Source organism: Caballeronia sp. SBC1, from assembly GCF_011493005.1.
Classification (GTDB): domain Bacteria; phylum Pseudomonadota; class Gammaproteobacteria; order Burkholderiales; family Burkholderiaceae; genus Caballeronia.
Window position 1 is genome coordinate 55,446 of sequence record NZ_CP049158.1, and the last position, 18,375, is coordinate 73,820.

Sequence of the window (18,375 nt, forward strand, 5' to 3'; positions counted from 1 at the left end):
TTGGGAGAGAAGACATGTTGCTGATTGAATGCCCCTGGTGCGGCCCACGCGCTGAAAGCGAATTCTCGTGCGGCGGTGAAGCCGATATCGCGCGCCCGCTCGACACCGAAAAACTCACGGACAAAGAATGGGGCGACTACCTGTTCATGCGCAAAAACCCGCGTGGCGTGCACCGCGAGCAATGGATGCACACGCAAGGATGCCGCCGCTGGTTCATGGCGCAACGCGACACCGTGAGCTACGCATTCCAGGGCTATGAAACGTTCGCCCGGCCGCTCGCCGTGATGGAACAGAAAGAAGAGGGACAACCGAAATGAGCCAGAAAGACCGACTCGCCACGGGCGGGCGCATCAACCGTGCCATCGCGCTCACGTTCACGTTCAACGGCAAGACGTATCAGGGCCATCAGGGCGACACGCTCGCCTCCGCGCTGCTCGCGAACGGCGTGCATTTCGTTGCGCGTAGCTGGAAGTATCACCGGCCGCGCGGCATTGTGACGGCTGATGTGGCAGAACCGAATGCCGTTGTTCAGCTCGAAACCGGCGCTTATACCGTGCCCAATGCGCGCGCCACCGAGATTGAGTTGTATCAGGGGCTGGTGGCCACGAGCGTGAATGCCAAGCCTAGCATCGAGAACGATCGCATGGCGGTGAACCAGAAGATAGCCCGCTTTATTCCGGCGGGGTTCTACTACAAGACATTCATGTGGCCGCGCAAGTTCTGGCCGAAATACGAAGAAGTGATCCGCGATGCGGCGGGTCTCGGCAAGGCACCGGAACACTTGGATGCGGATCGCTACGACAAGTGCTTCGCGCATTGCGACGTGCTCGTGGTCGGCGCGGGGCCCTCGGGTCTGGCTGCGGCGCATGCGGCGGGTTTGTCGGGTGCACGCGTGATTCTCGTCGATGACCAGCCGGAACTCGGCGGTTCGTTGCTGTCGTATCGCACGGAAATCGATGGCGCGCCCGGCTTGAAATGGGCGCAAAAAATTGAAGCCGAACTGCGCAAGATGCCGGAGGTAAAGATCCTGTGCCGCAGCACGGCGTTCGGTTATCAGGACCACAACCTCGTCACCATCACGCAGCGCTTGACCGAGCACTTGCCGGTATCGATGCGCAAAGGCACGCGGGAATTGCTGTGGAAAGTGCGCGCCAAGCGCGTCATTCTCGCGACGGGCGCGCAGGAACGCCCGATTGTGTTCGGCAACAACGATCTTCCCGGCGTGATGCTGGCGTCGGCGGTGTCGTCGTACTTGCATCGCTATGCTGTGCTGCCGGGACGCAACGCGGTCGTCTTCACGAACAATGACAGCGGCTACCAATGCGCGCTCGACCTGAAGGCGGCAGGCGCGCAGGTGACGGTAGTGGACCCGCGTCTCGCAGACAACAAGGGCGCGTTGCAGACCCAGGCCAAACGCTATGGCGTGAAGGTTCTGAATGGATCGGTTGTCACGGTGGCGCATGGCAAGTTGCGCGTGGCGTCGGTCGAAGTCAGCGCCTATTCGAACGGTACGGTTGGCGTGAAGCAAGCTGATTTGTCTTGCGACCTGCTCGCTGTGTCCGGCGGCTGGAGCCCGATCCTGCACTTGTTCGCGCAGTCCGGCGGCAAGGCACATTGGCATGACGAAAAGCTCTGCTTTGTACCCGGCAAAGCGATGCAGGCCGAGAGCAGCGTGGGCGCGTGCGCTGGCGAATTCACACTCGCCCGTGCGATCCGTTTCGCGGTCGATGCCGGCGTGGACGCTGCGCGTGCCGCTGGTTTGATCGTTGCACGCCCGACGCCTGTACAAGTGGCCGAGGTCGGCGAGGCCCCGCTCATGCCGTTGTGGCTGGTCGGTGGCCGCGAGTTGGCGACACGGGGTCCTAAGCAATTTATCGATTACCAAAACGACGTGTCGGCCGCCGATATTTTCCTCGCCGCGCGTGAGGGTTTTGAGTCGGTCGAGCATGTGAAGCGCTACACGGCGATGGGCTTCGGCACGGATCAGGGCAAGCTCGGCAACATCAACGGCATGGCGATTCTTGCTCAGGCGCTGAACAAGACGATCCCCGAAACGGGCACCACGACGTTCCGTCCGAACTACACGCCGGTCACATTCGGCACCTTCGCCGGCCGCGAACTGGGTGAGTTCCTCGATCCGGTCCGCAAGACTGCCGTGCACGAATGGCATGTGGAAAACGGGGCGGCATTCGAGGACGTCGGCAACTGGAAACGGCCGTGGTACTACCCGAAGAACGGCGAGGACTTGCATGCCGCAGTCGCGCGCGAGTCGCTGGCGACGCGCACGAGCGTTGGTATTCTCGATGCATCGACGCTCGGCAAGATCGACATCCAGGGTCCGGATGCCGCGAAGCTGCTCAACTGGGTCTACACGAACCCGTGGAGCAAGCTGGAAGTAGGTAAGTGCCGATACGGCCTGATGCTCGACGAAAACGGCATGATCTTCGATGACGGCGTGACGGTGCGCTTGGCCGACCAGCACTACATGATGACGACCACGACCGGCGGCGCGGCGCGCGTGCTGACATGGCTTGAACGCTGGCTGCAAACGGAGTGGCCTGACATGCGGGTGCGGTTGGCATCGGTGACGGATCACTGGGCGACGTTTGCGGTCGTCGGTCCGAATAGCCGCAAGGTATTGCAGAAGGTCTGCCGCGATATCGACTTTGCGAACGCTGCGTTTCCGTTCATGAGTTATCGCGAGGGGACAGTAGCGGGCGCGGCGTCGCGTGTGATGCGGATCAGTTTCTCAGGCGAACTTGCTTACGAGGTCAACGTGCCGGCGAATGTTGGACGTGCCGTGTGGGAGGCGCTGATGGCCGCCGGCGCCGAGTTCGATATCACGCCGTACGGCACGGAAACCATGCACGTGCTGCGGGCGGAGAAGGGTTACATCATCGTCGGGCAGGATACCGATGGTTCGATGACACCGTACGATCTTGGTATGGGCGGGCTCGTTGCGAAGTCGAAGGACTTCCTCGGCAAGCGTTCGCTGACGCGCTCGGATACGGCGAAGGCAGGGCGCAAGCAACTCGTCGGCTTGCTGGCTGAAGATGCGTCGTTCGTGATTCCCGAAGGCTCGCAGATCGTGCCGGGTCCGTTCACGGGCGACACAGCGCCGATGCTCGGTCACGTCACATCCAGCTATTTCAGCCCTATTTTAAAGCGCTCGATCGCGATGGCCGTCATCAAGGGCGGTCTCGACAAGATCGGCGAGTCGGTGATGATTCCGCTCGCGGGCGGCAAACAGATGCCGGCAAAAATCACCAGCTCGGTGTTCTACGACAGCGAAGGAGCACGTCAACATGTGGAATGACAACAGAAGCAACCAGACGGTCGTGGATCGTGCAATCGGGCAGGGTGTGTGGCAAGAATCGCCGCTGGTAGGGGTGGATGGATTGCTGAAAAAACATCAGGTGAGTGCATCGAAGGCGTTTCGTCTTGTCGAGCGGCCGTTCCTGGAACTGGTCAATCTGCGTGGTGACCTGCGCGATGCCGCGTTCGTTGCGGCGGTGGAAAGTGTGATTGGCTGCAAGCCGCCCGAGAAGCCGAATACGACGGCGACGGGCAACGGCTACGACCTGATGTGGCTCGGCCCCGACGAGTGGCTGGTGCGCTCGACCGCCGCGCATTCCGCAACGCAGGCGGCTCCAATGGAAGCCAAGTTGCGCGAGGCGTTCAAGGGTCTGTATGCGGCCGCCGTCGATATCGGCAGCGGTTACACCGTGCTTGAAATCAGCGGCACGCGCACGCGTGATGTTCTCGCGCGCGGTTGTCCGCTCGATCTGCATCCGCGTTTGTTCGGTGTCGGCCAGTGCGCGCAGAGCCATTATTTCAAGGCCTCAGTGACGGTGTTGCCGACCGGAGACGACAGCTTCGACCTAGTGATCCGCCGCAGCTTCGCGGACTACTTCGTGAAGATGATGCTTGATGCGGCCGAACCGCTGATGTCGTGAAACCCTACGAACCATTCGGAACATTAAGCCCGGGCGGACGCGGCTGGCGCATAGTTGTCGATGAGCTCGTGGTGCTGACGCGCATCGGCTTGCATGCTCAGGAGCATCTGGCGCCGCAGCCTGTTGCCATCGATGCGAGCCTGCATTACCGGGGCGTGCCGGCCGAGGAGAACGCGCACGAGCTGATCGATTACGAGGCTTGGTGCGCGGGGGTGTCGGACTATCTGGAGAGCAAGCCGCATACGCGCTTGCTCGAAACGCTGGCGGTGGAGATAGCGGAGCTGTCGTTCACCCGATGGCCCGCGCTCGATGCGCTGACGTTGCTGCTTTACAAGCCGAAGATTCGCGAAGGCACGCGCCGCGTGGGCGTTGAACTCGATTGGCATCGTGCGGATTTCGACGGATGGCGCGCGTCGGCAGCTTTGCATACGGCGGCGCGCACGACGGATACGCGCTGAAACGGCCATGACGTCGACGCGCGTTCAAACCGCCGGACTTTCGCAGCTTGCGTGCGAGCAGCATGATCCTCAGGCTGCGCTCGCCTTGCTCGATCGCAGCCTGGCGCTCGGGCATCGGCGAATTGCGTTGATTCGGTATCTGCATGCACAGTACCTCGGTGCGCCGCTTGAGCCGCGCCATCATGAGTATGTTCACAAGGTGGCTGCGCGCTTAAGTGCCGAGACGATCGCGCGCATAGCGATGGCTGCGCGTGCGCGCCTTGGGGGGTGATTCAGCTTCCACGACCGCAGTCGATTCAGCAGATTGAAACGAAAAAGGGCACCGCTCGGCCGTTAAGCCGGGATGCCCAAACATCCGTTACCAGTTACACAGCCGCGAATGTCTCTGTCTTGCGCGCCTTCGCGCCATGCGCGACGAAATACGGCGTATCAACGCGAGCCAGCGGTTCACGCCCCCGAATCTTGTCCGCGATCTTTTCGGCCAGCATGATGGTCGGCGCATTCAGGTTGCCGGTCACGATCAGCGGCATGATCGACGCGTCCACCACACGCAGCGATTCGAGCCCGTGCACGCGGCCTTCGTTATCGACTACGGCCATATCGTCGTAACCCATCTTGCATGAACACGACGGATGGAAAGCCGTCTCCGCACGTTGCCTGACGAATGCGTCGAGTTGATCGTCCGTGGTGAGATCGGCTCCCGGATGCAACTCGCGTCCTCGATATTTCTTAAGCGCCGGCTGATGCATGATCTCGCGCGTAATGCGGATGGCGTCACGGAATTCACGCCAGTCGAGCGGGTCCGACATGTAGTTGAACAGGATGCTCGGGTGCGCGTTAGGATCGCGTGACGTAAGCTTGATGCGGCCGCGGCTTGGCGAGCGCATGGAACCCACATGTGCCTGGAAACCATGCATCTTGATCGGGTTCGAGCCGTTGTAGTTGATCGCGACGGGCAGGAAGTGATATTGAATGTTGGGCCAAAGATCGTCGTCGCGCGTGCGGATAAAACCGCCTGCCTCGAACTGATTGCTGGCGCCAATGCCCGTACCGTTCAACATCCATTCAATCCCGATCTGCGGCTGGTTCCACCACTGCAGCGCAGGATAAAGCGACACGGGCTCAAGGCATTCGTATTGCATGTACATCTCCAGATGGTCCTGGAGATTCTCACCCACGCCGGGCAAGTCATGCGCTAAAGGCACGTCGAGTTCCCGCAGCCAAGTTGATCGGCCGACGCCCGAACGCTGCAGTAATTGCGGCGATGCAATCGCGCCGCTGCACACGAGCACCTCGCGGCGCACATGCGCGGTGACACGTTCACCGCTGTGCAGATAGGCCACGCCAATCGCTTTTTTTCCGGCGAACAAGATGCGATCTGTGACGGCGTGCGTGATGATCGTGAGATTCGGCCGGCCTTTCGCGCGGTCTAGATATCCGCGTGCAGTGCTGGAGCGGCGGCCCTTCGGCGTCACGGTCCGGTCCATCGGGCCGAAACCTTCCTGACTGTAACCGTTGAGGTCATCCGTACGGGGATAACCTGCTTGCACACCGGCTTCGACCATCGCGGCAAACAAAGGATTGTTGCCGGGCTTGGAGGTCGTCACGTGCACTGGACCGTCGCCGCCGTGATACGGGTTCGGCCCTGCATCGCGCGTTTCGGCCTTGCGGAAATACGGCAGACAATCAGAATAGGTCCAGTTTTCAAGGCCTTTTCTCTCGGCCCAGCCGTCGTAGTCGAGCGCATTGCCGCGGATGTAGCACATGCCGTTGATCAGCGACGATCCGCCGAGTCCCTTGCCGCGGCCGCATTCCATGCGACGATTGTTCATGTGCGGCTCGGGATCGGTTTCGTAAGCCCAGTTATAGCGCCTTCCTTGCAGCGGAAACGCCAGCGCGGCCGGCATTTGCGTGCGAAAGTCGAAGCGGTAGTCCGGACCGCCTGCTTCAAGCAGCAGCACGGTCACGTCAGGGTCTTCGGTGAGACGCGAGGCGAGCACGTTGCCCGCTGAACCCGCGCCCACGACGATGTAATCGAACTCGTTCGCGCTCATCGCATCGCTCCTTAGAATACGGGTTGGTAGGGACCTAGCTCGACCTGCACGGACTTGATGCTCGTGTAGTGCTCAAGCGTGGTAATCCCGTTTTCGCGGCCTACGCCCGACTGCTTGTATCCGCCCACCGGCATTTCAGCGGGCGATTCACCCCACGTATTGATCCAGCAGATGCCGGCTTGCAGCGCATGAATCACGCGATGCGCACGCGAAAGGTTCTCCGTGACCACGCCCGCGGCGAGGCCGTATTCGGTCGCGTTGGCACGTTCAATCACTTCGGTTTCCTCATCAAAGACGAGGATGCTCATGACCGGGCCAAAAATCTCTTCGCGCACAATGCGCATGTCGTCGCGGCAATCGGTGAAGACGGTCGGCTCGACGTATTGCCCTTGAGCGAACGCGCCGTGCACGATCCGCGATCCACCCGCGATCAGTCGCGCACCTTCTTGCTTGCCGCTTTCAATGAAGCCCAGGACCTTATGCAATTGCGCTGCGCTGACGAGCGGGCCGAAGTTGGTGTTAGAGTCCGTTGGCGAGCCCACCCGTATGCGCTTCACGCGCTCCAGCACGAGCGCTTCGAAGCGCTCGTACACCGGTCGCTGAACGAATACGCGCGTGCCGTTCGTGCAGACCTGGCCGGAACTGAAGAAGTTGGCGCTCATCGCAATGTCGGCGGCGCGTTCCAGATTTGCATCGTCGAAAATGACAAGCGGGGACTTTCCGCCCAGTTCCATCGTCACTTCTTTCAGCGATGAACCACCGGCCATCGACATGACTTTCTTGCCCGTCTCGACACCGCCCGTAAACGAGACCTTCGCGATGTCCGGATGCGCGGCAAGCAATGCGCCCACGCGGCCATCGCCCTGCACGACGTTGAACACGCCAGCGGGGACGCCGGCCTCGGAATAGATTTCTGCAAGTTTCAACGTGCTAAGCGGTGTGATTTCGCTGGGCTTGAAGATCATCGCGTTGCCGGCAGCGAGGGCCGGGGCCGACTTCCAGCAGGCGATCTGGATCGGATAATTCCATGCACCAATACCCGCGCACACGCCGAGCGGTTCGCGCCGCGTATAGACGAACGAGCTGGGCCGCAGAGGGATCTGCTGGCCTTCTATGGCCGTTGCAAGCCCGGCGTAGTACTCGATTACATCGGCGCCTGTGACAATGTCGACGGCTCGCGTTTCGGCAATCGGCTTGCCCGTATCGCGGGTTTCGAGCGCGGCGAGTTCGTCGTTGCGCTCGCGCAGGAGATCCACCGCGCGACGCAGGATGCGCGAGCGTTGCATCGCGGTCATTGCGGCCCATTCGCGCTGCCCTTCGCGCGCCGAGCGTACAGCGCGATCTATATCGGCCGCGCTTGCCTGTTGAACGCTCGCGAGCGTTTCGCCCGTCGCCGGATCGAGCGTGTCGAAGGTTTCGCCGCTGGTGGCGTCGACGTAAGCGCCGCCAATGTACAAGCGCTGCAATTCGTATACGGGCATTGCGTAGTCCTTTAGGTGAGGGTCCGGCCGCGTGTATCGCGTATATCAAGCACGAGGTCGATGTAATCGTTGGCGAGGCGCATGGCCGCTTTCGTGTCGAACGGAACGCCAGACAGTGCGCCGCGCAACCACAAGCCGTCAATCAATGCGGCCAGGCCGCTTGCCGCGCGACGAGCGGCGGCACGGGGCAGCACCTTCGAAAAATCGGCGCATAAATTCGAAAACAGGCGACGCGTGTTGACGTTCTGCAGCCGCCGCAATTGCGGTTTGTGCATGCTCTCCGACCAGAACGCGAGCCATGTCTTCATCACCGGATTGCTGACTTGCGCGGCATCGAAGTTCGCTGCCACCACTGCACGCAAGCGCGCACGCGGCTCGTCTTTTGCCGCCCGGCGCCTGCGCGATGTTGCGTTCCACAGGTCGCGCAGCACGTGGCGCATGGTGGCTTCGAGCAGGCTGTCCTTGTCGCCGAAATAATGACTGACGATACCCGTGGAAATGCTCGCGCGCTGAGCGACGGACGCCAGCGTCGTGCCGGCAAGACCCGCATGGTCGATGGTAAGCAGCGTGGCGTCGATCAACTGCGCCCGGCGGATTTCACGCATTCCGAGTTTGGGCATGGGTTTTGGTTAAGTAGCGTTAGGAAAACCAGGATTGAATCCTAGGTATTTTATATTGATTGGTCAATCAATATAAAACCGTGATGTCGGTTTCTGCCAAACCCATGTCGCGTTCGATGCGCGTCCGGGGTGCGGCACAGGACTACGCTCGTTAGGCGGTGCATGGCTGTGTTTTGCCATGCAAATCGTCCACGAGACAAGGAGACAGGCAATGAGCAGTAATCGCGGCGTTGTGTATCTGGGGCAGGGCAAGGTTGAAGTGCAATCCATCGACTATCCGAAGATGGTCGACCCAAGCGGCCGGCAAATTGGCCATGGCGTGATCCTCAAGGTGGTCACCACGAATATTTGCGGGTCGGACCAGCATATGGTTCGGGGCCGCACGACGGCCCAGGTCGGCCTCGTGCTCGGGCACGAGATCACTGGCGAGGTGATCGAGGTTGGGCGCGACGTGGAGACACTCAGGATTGGCGACCTGGTTTCGGTGCCGTTCAACGTAGCATGTGGCCGCTGCCCGACCTGCAAGGCGCAAAACACGGGCGTGTGCCTGAACGTCAATCCGTCGCGCCCGGGCGGTGCCTATGGTTACGTGGACATGGGTGGCTGGATTGGCGGCCAGGCCGAATACGTGCTGGTCCCCTACGCCGACTTCAATCTGCTGAAGTTTCCCGATCGCGACCAGGCGATGTCGAAGATCCGCGATCTCACGTGCCTCTCTGACATCCTGCCCACGGGTTATCACGGCGCCGTCATGGCCGGAGTGAAACCGGGTTCAACGGTGTATATCGCCGGCGCGGGTCCGGTCGGAATGGCCGCGGCGGCATCGGCTCGTTTGCTGGGCGCGGCTTGCACGATTGTCGGCGACATGAACGAAGAGCGCCTCGCGCACGCGCGTAAGGTGGGCTTCGAGACAGTGGATCTATCGAAGGACGCAACGCTCGGCGAGCAGATAGCGGCCATTCTCGGAACGCCGGAAGTGGACTGCGCGGTCGATTGTGTCGGCTTCGAGGCGCACGGTCACGGGAGCAGCGGAAGCCATGAGGAAGCGCCTGCCACGGTGCTGAATTCGCTGATGGAAATCACGCGGGTAGCGGGCGCAATCGGAATTCCGGGCCTCTATGTCACCGACGATCCAGGCGCCGCCGACGCAGCCGCGAAGAAGGGTGCGCTGAGCATTCGCTTTGGTCTGGGCTGGGCGAAGTCGCATTCATTTTTCACCGGGCAGACGCCGGTCATGAAGTACAACCAGAACCTGATGCAGGCCATTTTGTGGGATCGCTTGCCGATTGCGGATATCGTCAATGTCTCGGTGGTGACGCTCGATCAGGCGCCTGACGGGTATCGGCAATTCGATGGCGGTGCGCCGCGCAAGTTCGTGATCGACCCGCACGGGATGTTGAAGGCAGCTTAGTGGAATGAAGCTCAGAGCGCCGCTTTTAGCTTGAGTTGCATATCAAGCGGCGCTTTGAGCAATTGCCATCGAAGGAGCAGCCACAACGGCGAGTGGCGGCAACTGACGCCGGCGTTCCCGCGTGGGCGCCGTGCCGAATGCATCGCGATAGCTCTTGCTGAAGTGGCAAGCAGATTGAAAGCCGCAAGCCATGGTGATATGCATGATCGACATATCGGTCTGCAGCAGCAATTCACGCGCGCGGCGAAGGCGCAGCGTCAGGTAGTAATGCGTCGGCGTCATGCCGAGATGCTCGCGAAACAGCCGCTGCAATTGTCGCTGCGACATCCCCGCCAGACGCGCGAGTTCTTCGCGCGACAACGGCTCTTCTATGTTGTTCTCCATCAGCGAAATCACTTCGAATAGCGACTTGTTCGCCGAGCCTAACCGCGCGACCAGCGGCATGCGCTGCTGCGCGCTGGTATCGCGAACGTGCTCCACGATGAACTGCTCCGCAATCTGCGTGACCTTCGCCGATCCCACGCGCGTGGCAATCAGGTTCAGCATCATGTCGAGTGGCGCGACGCCACCCGTGCACGTCACGCGGTCCCGGTCGATCACGAATAGCTCTTTGAGGAAGCGTGTTTCCGGGAATTCCTCTTTCAGCGCCGACATGTTTTCCCAATGGATCGCGCATGCATAGCCGGCTAGCAGACCGGCTCGCGCGAGGGCATACGTGCCCGTGCAGAGACTGCCGAGCACGCTGCCGAGCCGCGCAAAACGGCGCAGTGCGGACAGATGCGCGGGCGTGGTTTCGCGCTGGACGTCAATGCCGCCGACTACGAACACAATGTCCGGCACCCCGACGCACTCGACCGGTCCGGTATCCACGGAGAGGCCATTGCTTGCGGCCACGGGACCGCCTTCCGGGCTCACGATCGACCACGTGTACAGCTTTTGCCCGGTCAGGTAGTTCGCCATGCGCAGCACTTCGATAGCGTTGGTGAACGCGATCATCGTGAAGTTAGGCAGCGGCATGAACGCGAAATGCGCGAGCGACGCGGTTCGGTCGGGGGACATGGAGGAGGGAATCCTTCGAATCTAGGGTGTGGCTGTGTCGTGGGGACACGACTATGGACATTTTGTAGATGTTTGCAACATGCATGCCATCAGGCTAAACCCTATCGGCATTGAAGCTTACGGAGACGTAAGCGCTTCGCGACGCACCGTGAAGGGGATCATGACCACGATTCGCACCGCTTTTAAGCGCGAACTCTCCGCCGCAGTGCAGCATTGAATGGGTGTGCAGAGGTAACCCTTAGCGACTTGTGTAAAACGGACGCGTATGTCGGAAAAGGCCAAGAACACGTCTAAATTCATAAATTGGCGTGTGGGGTGAAAGTCAAGAATAGACGCATCGGAAAGCGGTTCCGAGCGTGGTTTCAAGTGCCTTTGCATGCTGGCCCACGAAGCAAACCGCCTTTCAAAAAACGACTTGTCCCCGAACCCACGGATGCTTCAATGTCAAATTCCTCGACTCGCCCCGCCGCCCCGTTCTTCGAAGAACCGCTTGCCACCCGCGACGCGCCCGTGCGCAGCGCCATCCTGAAAGAGCTGGAACGCCAGCAGTCGCAGATCGAACTGATCGCGTCGGAGAACATTGTCTCGCGCGCCGTTCTTGAAGCGCAGGGTTCAGTGCTGACGAATAAATATGCGGAAGGTTATCCGGGCAAGCGGTATTACGGCGGCTGCGAATTCGTCGATGAAATCGAAACCCTCGCGATCGATCGCGTAAAGGAGATCTTCAACGCGCAGTTCGCCAACGTGCAGCCGCACTCGGGCGCGCAAGCGAACGGCGCCGTGATGCTCGCGCTGACGAAACCCGGCGACACCGTGCTCGGCATGTCGCTCGATGCAGGCGGTCACCTGACGCATGGCGCTAAGCCGGCACTTTCCGGCAAGTGGTTCAACGCGATCCAGTACGGCGTGAACCGCGAGACGATGCTGATCGATTACGAGCAGATCGAAGAACTCGCAATGCAGCACAAGCCGACGTTGCTGATCGCGGGGTTCTCGGCTTATCCGCGCGAGCTGGACTTTGCGCGTCTGCGTGCCATTGCGGATAAGGCAGGTTCGAAGCTGATGGTCGACATGGCGCACATTGCCGGTGTGATCGCCGCAGGGCGGCATCAAAACCCGGTCGAGCATGCGCATGTGGTGACATCCACCACGCACAAGACGTTGCGTGGCCCACGCGGTGGTTTTGTACTGACTAATGACGAGGACATCGCGAAGAAGATCAATTCAGCGGTGTTCCCAGGCCTCCAGGGCGGCCCGCTGATGCATGTGATCGCTGGTAAGGCCGTGGCCTTCGGCGAGGCGCTGCAGCCCGGTTTCAAGACTTACATCGATAACGTGCTGGCCAACGCGAAGGCGCTGGGCGAAGTGCTGAAGGCAGGCGGTGTTGATCTCGTGACGGGCGGTACGGACAACCACTTGCTGCTCGTCGATCTGCGTCCGAAGGGTTTGAAGGGCAACCAGGTCGAGCACGCGCTGGAACGCGCCGGCATCACCTGCAACAAGAATGGAATCCCGTTCGATCCGGAAAAGCCCACGGTCACCTCAGGCGTGCGCCTCGGCACGCCGGCTGGCACCACGCGCGGTTTTGGCGTGGCAGAGTTCCGTGACATCGGCCGCCTGATTGTGGAAGTGTTCGACGCACTGCGCGATCACCCGGACGGTCATGCCGAAACCGAACACCGCGTGCGCAGCGAAATCTTCGCGCTGTGCGAGCGCTTCCCCATTTATTGATTACGCCCTCCTTTTCCGGAGCATGAGATGAGCACACTTCACGACAGCAGCATCATCATCGACGGCCTGAACATTTCGAAGTTCGAGCCGTCGGTATTCGAAGACATGAGAAAGGGCGGCGTGACCGCGGTGAACTGCACGGTATCGGTCTGGGAGAGCTTTCAGAAGACCGTAGATAACATCGCTGAAATGCGTCAAATGCTCCGCGAGCACAGCGACATTCTCACGCTCGTGCGCACGACGGACGACATTCGCCGCGCGAAGAAAGAGAACAAGACGGGCATCATTTTCGGTTTCCAGAACGCGCACGCATTCGAAGACAACCTCGGTTACATCGAAACATTCAAGCAGCTTGGCGTGAACGTCGTGCAGCTTTGCTACAACACGCAGAACCTCGTGGGCACCGGTTGCTATGAGCGCGATGGCGGTCTCTCGGGTTTCGGCCGCGAAGTGATCCAGGAAATGAATCGCGTGGGCATCATGGTCGACCTGTCGCATGTGGGCGGCACGACGTCTTCCGAAGCTATTGCCTTCTCGAAGAAGCCGGTGTGTTATTCGCATTGCTGTCCTTCGGGCCTGAAGGAACATCCGCGCAACAAGTCCGATGAGCAGCTTAAAGAAATTGCCGATGCAGGCGGTTTTGTCGGCGTGACGATGTTCGCGCCGTTCCTCAAGCGCGGCCCAGATGCGACGGTCGAAGATTATCTTGAGGCCATTGAATACGTGGTCGGCCTGATCGGCGAAGACAACGTGGGCATTGGCACGGACTTCACGCAGGGTTACAGCACGGAATTCTTTGACTGGATCACGCACGACAAGGGTCGTTATCGTCAACTGACGAATTTCGGCAAGGTCGTGAATCCAGAAGGAATCCGAACGATCGGAGAATTCCCGAACCTGACCGCCGCGATGGAACGCGCCGGCTGGAGCGAGTCGCGCATCAAGAAGATCATGGGCGAGAACTGGGTGCGCGTGTTCGACAGCGTCTGGAACGTCTGACCCGGCTCACCCAATAAAAAGGAACCCACACGATGCAACCGCAACTGCCTATTGACGTTGATCCGGAAACCGGCGTCTGGACGACCGACTCGCTGCCCATGCTGTATGTACCGCGCCACTTCTTCACGAACAACCATCTGGCGGTTGAAGAAGCTCTCGGCCGCGACGTGTACGCGAAGAGCCTTTATACGGCGGGCCACAAGTCGGCGTATCACTGGTGCGATAAAGAAGCGAAGCAGCACGGGATCAGCGGCATGGCCGTGTTTGAACATTACCTGAAGCGCTTGTCGCAACGCGGCTGGGGTTTGTTCTCAATCGTGAAAAGCGACCCGGCTGCATCAACGGCAACGGTGCATCTGCATAACTCGTCCTTCGTGCTGGCGCAGCCGGGCAAGGAAGGCAAGCTTTGCTACATGTTCGCCGGCTGGTTTGCAGGCGCAATGGACTGGGTCAACGACACCGCACCGGAAGGCACGAAGAAGGGCCCGAAGTCGTTTTCAGTCGAGACGCAATGCGCGGCCGAAGGTCATTCGCATTGCGTGTTCGAAGTGACGCCGCTGGCAGCGTGAACGAGTCATAAAGCTGCGTAGTACATAGATAAATCCGAGGTCGACCGCGATGCGTTACCCCAACCTTTTCAAGCCTCTTACGCTGAACAAGCTGACCTTGCGCAATCGCATTGTCAGCACCGCGCACGCGGAGGTCTACGCGGAGCCGGGCGGTTTGCCCGGGGATCGGTATATCCGTTATTACGAAGAAAAGGCCAAGGGCGGCGTGGGCCTCGCCGTGTGCGGGGGATCGAGCCCGGTGTCTATCGACAGTCCTCAAGGATGGTGGAAGTCGGTGAATCTTGCGACCGACAAGGTCATCGATCCGCTCTCACGTCTCGCCGAAGCCATGCACAAGCATGGCGCGAAGATCATGATCCAGGCGACCCACATGGGCCGTCGCACCGCGTATCACGGCGAACACTGGCCGCATTTGATGTCGCCGTCCGGCGTGCGTGAGCCGGTGCATCGCGGCAACGCGAAGATCATTGAAGTGGAAGAAATCAAGCGCATCATTTCCGACTTCGCGGCGGCTGCCAAGCGCGTGAAAGATGCGGGCATGGATGGCGTCGAAATATCCGCCGCGCATCAGCATTTGATTGACCAGTTCTGGAGTCCGCGCACGAATTTTCGTACCGATGAATGGGGCGGTTCACTTGAAAACCGCCTTCGTTTTGGTAACGAAGTGCTCAAGGCCGTGCGTGAAGCGGTGGGTCCGGATTTCTGCGTCGGGCTGCGTATGTGCGGCGACGAATTTCATGAAGACGGTCTCGATCACACGCAGTTGAAAGAGATCGCGCAGTCGATGTCGGAGTCGGGCCTGATTGACTACATCGGCGTGATTGGGTCCGGTGCAGACACGCACAACACGCTCGCGAACTGCATGCCGCCGATGGCGTTGCCGCCCGAACCGTTCGTGCACCTCGCGGCTGGCATCAAGTCGGTGGTGAAGCTGCCGGTGATGCATGCGCAAAGTATTCGGGACGCCGGGCAGGCCGAGCGCTTGCTGGAGTCCGGCATGATCGATCTGGTTGGCATGACGCGCGCGCAGATCGCCGATCCGCACATGGTCATCAAGATCCGCGATGGCCGCGAAGACGAGATCAAGCAGTGCGTGGGCGCGAATTATTGTATCGACCGGCAGTACAACGGTCTCGACGTGCTGTGCGTGCAGAACGCGGCGACATCACGCGAGGAGACCATGCCGCACGTGATCGAAAAATCGCGTGGACCGAAGCGCAAGGTCGTGGTTGTCGGTGCGGGTCCTGCGGGACTTGAAGCCGCACGCGTGGCGAAATCGCGGGGGCATGACGTCGTATTGTTCGAGAAGAACGATTATGTGGGCGGACAGATCATGCTGGCGGCCAAGGCGCCGCAGCGTGAGCAGATGGCGGGCATCGTGCGCTGGTTCGACATGGAAACGAAGCGCCTCGGTGTGGATCGTCGTCTGGGCGTTGCCGCCGATGACAAGATGATCATGGCGGAAAAGCCGGACATTGTCGTGCTGGCTACGGGCGGTTCATCGTTCACGCAGCAAGTGCCGGCGTGGGGCGTCGCAGAGGGTCTTGCTGTTAGTTCGTGGGACATCCTCTCGGGCAAGGTCGAGCCGGGCAAGAACGTACTGGTCTATGACGGCGTCAGCACGCATGCAGGCGCGGGCGTAGCGGACTTCATCGCGAGCCGCGGTGGCAACGTCGAGATCGTGACGCCCGACGTCAAGGTTTCCGACGATGTGGGCGGCACGACCTTCCCGATTTTCTATCGACGTCTGTATGCGCAAGGCGTGATCTCCACGCCGAACTACTGGCTCGACAAGGTGTATGAGGAAGACGGCAAGAAGATCGCTGTGATCCGCAATGAGTACACGGAGGAGCAGGAGGAGCGCGCGGTCGATCAGGTGGTGATCGAGAACGGCATCACGCCAAACGACGAGCTCTACTGGCAGCTCAAGCCGGAGTCGTTGAATCGCGGTCAGATCGATGTGCACAAGCTGTTCGCCTCCGAGCCGCAACCTTCGTTGAGTGAAGAGCTGGGCAACGGCCGCTTCCTGCTGTTCCGCGTTGGCGACTGCATCTCCATGCACAACATTCACGGCGCGATCTACGATGCGCTGCGCCTCGTCAAGGACTTCTGATAATGAGCCCGGTATTTGTCATTACCGCGTTGTTGTGGTTGTCGGCGGCGGGTCTGGCATTTGCACTGTTCAAGCGTGCGGCGTATTGGCGTGAAGGCCGCGCGACGGCTGCGGGTGCATACGGCTGGAGCAATTTGCTGTCGATCCCGAAGCGCTATTTCGTCGATCTGCATCATGTGGTCGCACGCGATCCGTACATTGCGAAGACGCACGTGGCTACAGCCGGCGGCGCGATTGCAGCCATGGCGCTCGTGTTCCTCAACTACGGTCTGGCTATCTATTCGCCATGGCTCGACAAGCTGATCTTCCTTGCAGCGCTCGTGATGCTCGTCGGCGCGGTGTTCGTGTGGCGTCGCCGGCATGGAGCGAAGGCAGTACCGGCGCGTTTGTCCCGTGGTCCGTGGGACAGCTTGCCGCTGCTGCTGGGTTCGTTCGCGCTTGGGCTTGTGCTGTTCATCGTGTTGCCCGCTGCAGCAATGTCCGGCGCATTGGCGATCATCGTCGCGTTGCTGATTGCCGCGGGTGCTTTCACGATGACCTTCGGCGCGGCCCGCGGCGGTCCGATGAAACATGCGCTCGCAGGCTTGCTGCATCTCGCGTTTCATCCCCGGCAAGAGCGTTTCACGGGGCGCAGCCACGAGAACGATGTTGTGCCGCCGACAGCCCTCAAGATGCCTGTGCTGGACGCGAAGGAATATGGCGTTGGCAAGCCGGTGGAGTTTCGCTGGAATCAACTACTGAGCTTCGATGCCTGCGTGCAATGCGGCAAATGCGAAGCGGCATGTCCCGCGTTCGCAGCGGGTCAGCCGCTGAATCCGAAGAAGCTGATCCAGGATCTGGTGACGGGTATGGTCGGCGGTACGGACGCTGCGTATGCCGGCAGCCCGACGCCCGGAATCCCACTCGGTAAGCATTCAGGCGCACCGTCGAAGCCGCTGATTTCCACGATGATCGAAGCGGACACGATCTGGTCATGCACCACTTGCCGGGCATGCGTTCAAGAGTGCCCGATGCTGATCGAGCATGTGGACGCCATTGTTGATATGCGGCGTAACCAGACGCTGGTCGAAGGTATCGTACCGGGCAAGGGTCCCGAAACGCTCGCGAACCTGCGTGAGACGGGTAGCGCGAATGGCTTCGATATCGGCGCGCGCTACGACTGGGCTGTCGATCTGCAAGTGCAGGTCGCGCAGCCGGGACGTCCGGTAGACGTGCTGCTCATTGCGGGCGAAGGTGCATTCGACATGCGCTACCAGCGCTCCCTGCGCGCGCTGGTCAAAGTGCTGAACAAGGCCGGTGTCGACTATGCGGTGCTTGGCGGCGTGGAAACGGATACCGGGGATACGGCGCGTCGTCTTGGCGATGAAGCCACGTTCCAGCAACTGGCGACGCAACTTATCGCGACGCTCTCGAAGTATTCGTTCAAGAAGATCGTCACCGCCGATCCGCACGTGATGCATAGCCTGCGCAATGAGTATCGTGCGCTGGGCGGCCTGTATGAAGTGCAGCATCACACGTCATTGATCGCGGAGCTGGTCGCCAGTGGCAAGCTCACGCCCGCTGCTGAAAGCGCGCTCTCCGCCGGCAAGACGGTTACGTATCACGACCCGTGCTATCTCGGTCGATACAACGGCGAAACGGAAGCACCGCGCAAGCTGCTTAAATCGATCGGCATCAAGGTGGTCGAGATGGAGCGTAACGGCATGCGCGGACGATGCTGCGGCGGTGGCGGTGGTGCGCCGCTCACGGATATCCCCGGCAAGCAGCGTATTCCTGACATCCGTATCAACGACGCTCGCGCGGTCAACGCTGAGATAGTCGCGGTCGGATGCCCGAACTGCACGGCGATGCTGGAAGGCGTAGTAGGTGCTCGGCCGGAAGTGCTGGACGTGGCTGAACTCGTTGCAGCGGCGCTGGAGTAAGC

Annotated in this window: 15 protein-coding genes; 11 read left to right on the plus strand and 4 right to left on the minus strand. The window is 60.6% G+C overall.

Annotated elements, in window-relative coordinates:
* Positions 1-14 precede the first annotated feature (14 nt).
* Genes SBC1_RS27155 through SBC1_RS27175 form a run of 5 tightly spaced genes read left to right on the plus strand, consistent with a single transcriptional unit; the run spans position 15 to position 4,685 of the window.
* A complete protein-coding gene (locus tag SBC1_RS27155) occupies positions 15-317 on the plus strand; it encodes a sarcosine oxidase subunit delta (protein WP_165101915.1) in 303 nt (100 codons plus the stop codon).
* Positions 314-3,316, plus strand: a complete 3,003-nt coding sequence (locus SBC1_RS27160; protein ID WP_165989072.1) for a sarcosine oxidase subunit alpha family protein — start codon at positions 314-316, stop codon at positions 3,314-3,316. The genes SBC1_RS27155 and SBC1_RS27160 overlap by 4 nt, the downstream gene beginning before the upstream one ends.
* Positions 3,306-3,956: a sarcosine oxidase subunit gamma gene (locus tag SBC1_RS27165; protein WP_165101921.1), complete on the plus strand. Its 651-nt coding sequence runs from the start codon at positions 3,306-3,308 to the stop codon at positions 3,954-3,956. The genes SBC1_RS27160 and SBC1_RS27165 overlap by 11 nt, the downstream gene beginning before the upstream one ends.
* Positions 3,953-4,414, plus strand: a complete 462-nt coding sequence (locus SBC1_RS27170; RefSeq protein ID WP_165101924.1) for a dihydroneopterin aldolase — start codon at positions 3,953-3,955, stop codon at positions 4,412-4,414. Before SBC1_RS27165 ends, SBC1_RS27170 begins: the two co-directional genes overlap by 4 nt.
* Positions 4,415-4,421: 7 nt before the next feature.
* Positions 4,422-4,685 (plus strand): hypothetical protein, encoded by a 264-nt coding sequence (locus SBC1_RS27175; RefSeq protein WP_165101927.1) that lies wholly within the window; start codon positions 4,422-4,424, stop codon positions 4,683-4,685.
* A gap of 94 nt (positions 4,686-4,779) precedes the next feature.
* Here the strand turns inward: SBC1_RS27175 and betA are convergent, their stop codons facing one another.
* Genes betA through betI form a run of 3 tightly spaced genes read right to left on the minus strand, consistent with a single transcriptional unit; the run spans position 4,780 to position 8,569 of the window.
* A complete protein-coding gene (gene betA / locus SBC1_RS27180; RefSeq protein WP_165101932.1) occupies positions 4,780-6,468 on the minus strand; it encodes a choline dehydrogenase in 1,689 nt (562 codons plus the stop codon).
* Between the two features lie 11 nt (positions 6,469-6,479).
* A complete protein-coding gene (gene betB / locus SBC1_RS27185; RefSeq protein WP_165101935.1) occupies positions 6,480-7,949 on the minus strand; it encodes a betaine-aldehyde dehydrogenase in 1,470 nt (489 codons plus the stop codon).
* A gap of 11 nt (positions 7,950-7,960) precedes the next feature.
* Positions 7,961-8,569 (minus strand): transcriptional regulator BetI, encoded by a 609-nt coding sequence (betI, locus tag SBC1_RS27190; protein WP_165101938.1) that lies wholly within the window; start codon positions 8,567-8,569, stop codon positions 7,961-7,963.
* A gap of 211 nt (positions 8,570-8,780) precedes the next feature.
* Between betI and fdhA the strand changes: the two genes are divergently transcribed.
* Positions 8,781-9,980 carry a formaldehyde dehydrogenase, glutathione-independent gene (gene fdhA, locus SBC1_RS27195; RefSeq protein ID WP_165101941.1) on the plus strand — a complete coding sequence of 400 codons (1,200 nt, stop codon included), beginning with the start codon at positions 8,781-8,783 and terminating at the stop codon, positions 9,978-9,980.
* A 42-nt stretch (positions 9,981-10,022) separates the two neighbouring features.
* Here fdhA and SBC1_RS27200 read toward each other — a convergent pair whose 3' ends face one another.
* Positions 10,023-11,039 (minus strand): GlxA family transcriptional regulator, encoded by a 1,017-nt coding sequence (locus tag SBC1_RS27200; RefSeq protein ID WP_165101944.1) that lies wholly within the window; start codon positions 11,037-11,039, stop codon positions 10,023-10,025.
* A 441-nt stretch (positions 11,040-11,480) separates the two neighbouring features.
* Here SBC1_RS27200 and SBC1_RS27205 point away from each other — a divergent pair, with 441 nt between their 5' ends.
* Genes SBC1_RS27205 through SBC1_RS27225 form a run of 5 tightly spaced genes read left to right on the plus strand, consistent with a single transcriptional unit; the run spans position 11,481 to position 18,373 of the window.
* Positions 11,481-12,770, plus strand: a complete 1,290-nt coding sequence (locus SBC1_RS27205) for a serine hydroxymethyltransferase (protein WP_165101947.1) — start codon at positions 11,481-11,483, stop codon at positions 12,768-12,770.
* Between the two features lie 27 nt (positions 12,771-12,797).
* On the plus strand, positions 12,798-13,769 hold the full coding sequence (locus SBC1_RS27210) for a dipeptidase (protein ID WP_165101950.1): 972 nt from the start codon (positions 12,798-12,800) through the stop codon (positions 13,767-13,769).
* Positions 13,770-13,801: 32 nt separating this feature from the next.
* Positions 13,802-14,338, plus strand: a complete 537-nt coding sequence (locus tag SBC1_RS27215) for a DUF5943 domain-containing protein (protein ID WP_165101953.1) — start codon at positions 13,802-13,804, stop codon at positions 14,336-14,338.
* Positions 14,339-14,387: 49 nt separating this feature from the next.
* Positions 14,388-16,451 (plus strand): NADH:flavin oxidoreductase, encoded by a 2,064-nt coding sequence (locus SBC1_RS27220; RefSeq protein ID WP_165101956.1) that lies wholly within the window; start codon positions 14,388-14,390, stop codon positions 16,449-16,451.
* 2 nt (positions 16,452-16,453) lie between these two features.
* Positions 16,454-18,373, plus strand: a complete 1,920-nt coding sequence (locus SBC1_RS27225; protein WP_165101959.1) for a (Fe-S)-binding protein — start codon at positions 16,454-16,456, stop codon at positions 18,371-18,373.
* The last annotated feature ends 2 nt before the right edge of the window (positions 18,374-18,375 follow it).

What these genes read in the sequence shown, in the direction of transcription:
- SBC1_RS27155 (WP_165101915.1), top strand. Translation starts at nt 15, where the DNA reads ATGTTGCTGATTGAATGCCCCTGGTGCGGCCCACGCGCTGAAAGCGAA.
- SBC1_RS27160 (WP_165989072.1), top strand. Translation starts at nt 314, where the DNA reads ATGAGCCAGAAAGACCGACTCGCCACGGGCGGGCGCATCAACCGTGCC.
- SBC1_RS27165 (WP_165101921.1), top strand. Translation starts at nt 3,306, where the DNA reads ATGTGGAATGACAACAGAAGCAACCAGACGGTCGTGGATCGTGCAATC.
- SBC1_RS27175 (WP_165101927.1), top strand. Translation starts at nt 4,422, where the DNA reads ATGACGTCGACGCGCGTTCAAACCGCCGGACTTTCGCAGCTTGCGTGC.
- betA (WP_165101932.1), bottom strand. Translation starts at nt 6,468, where the DNA reads ATGAGCGCGAACGAGTTCGATTACATCGTCGTGGGCGCGGGTTCAGCG.
- betB (WP_165101935.1), bottom strand. Translation starts at nt 7,949, where the DNA reads ATGCCCGTATACGAATTGCAGCGCTTGTACATTGGCGGCGCTTACGTC.
- betI (WP_165101938.1), bottom strand. Translation starts at nt 8,569, where the DNA reads ATGCCCAAACTCGGAATGCGTGAAATCCGCCGGGCGCAGTTGATCGAC.
- fdhA (WP_165101941.1), top strand. Translation starts at nt 8,781, where the DNA reads ATGAGCAGTAATCGCGGCGTTGTGTATCTGGGGCAGGGCAAGGTTGAA.
- SBC1_RS27200 (WP_165101944.1), bottom strand. Translation starts at nt 11,039, where the DNA reads ATGTCCCCCGACCGAACCGCGTCGCTCGCGCATTTCGCGTTCATGCCG.
- SBC1_RS27205 (WP_165101947.1), top strand. Translation starts at nt 11,481, where the DNA reads ATGTCAAATTCCTCGACTCGCCCCGCCGCCCCGTTCTTCGAAGAACCG.
- SBC1_RS27210 (WP_165101950.1), top strand. Translation starts at nt 12,798, where the DNA reads ATGAGCACACTTCACGACAGCAGCATCATCATCGACGGCCTGAACATT.
- SBC1_RS27215 (WP_165101953.1), top strand. Translation starts at nt 13,802, where the DNA reads ATGCAACCGCAACTGCCTATTGACGTTGATCCGGAAACCGGCGTCTGG.
- SBC1_RS27220 (WP_165101956.1), top strand. Translation starts at nt 14,388, where the DNA reads ATGCGTTACCCCAACCTTTTCAAGCCTCTTACGCTGAACAAGCTGACC.
- SBC1_RS27225 (WP_165101959.1), top strand. Translation starts at nt 16,454, where the DNA reads ATGAGCCCGGTATTTGTCATTACCGCGTTGTTGTGGTTGTCGGCGGCG.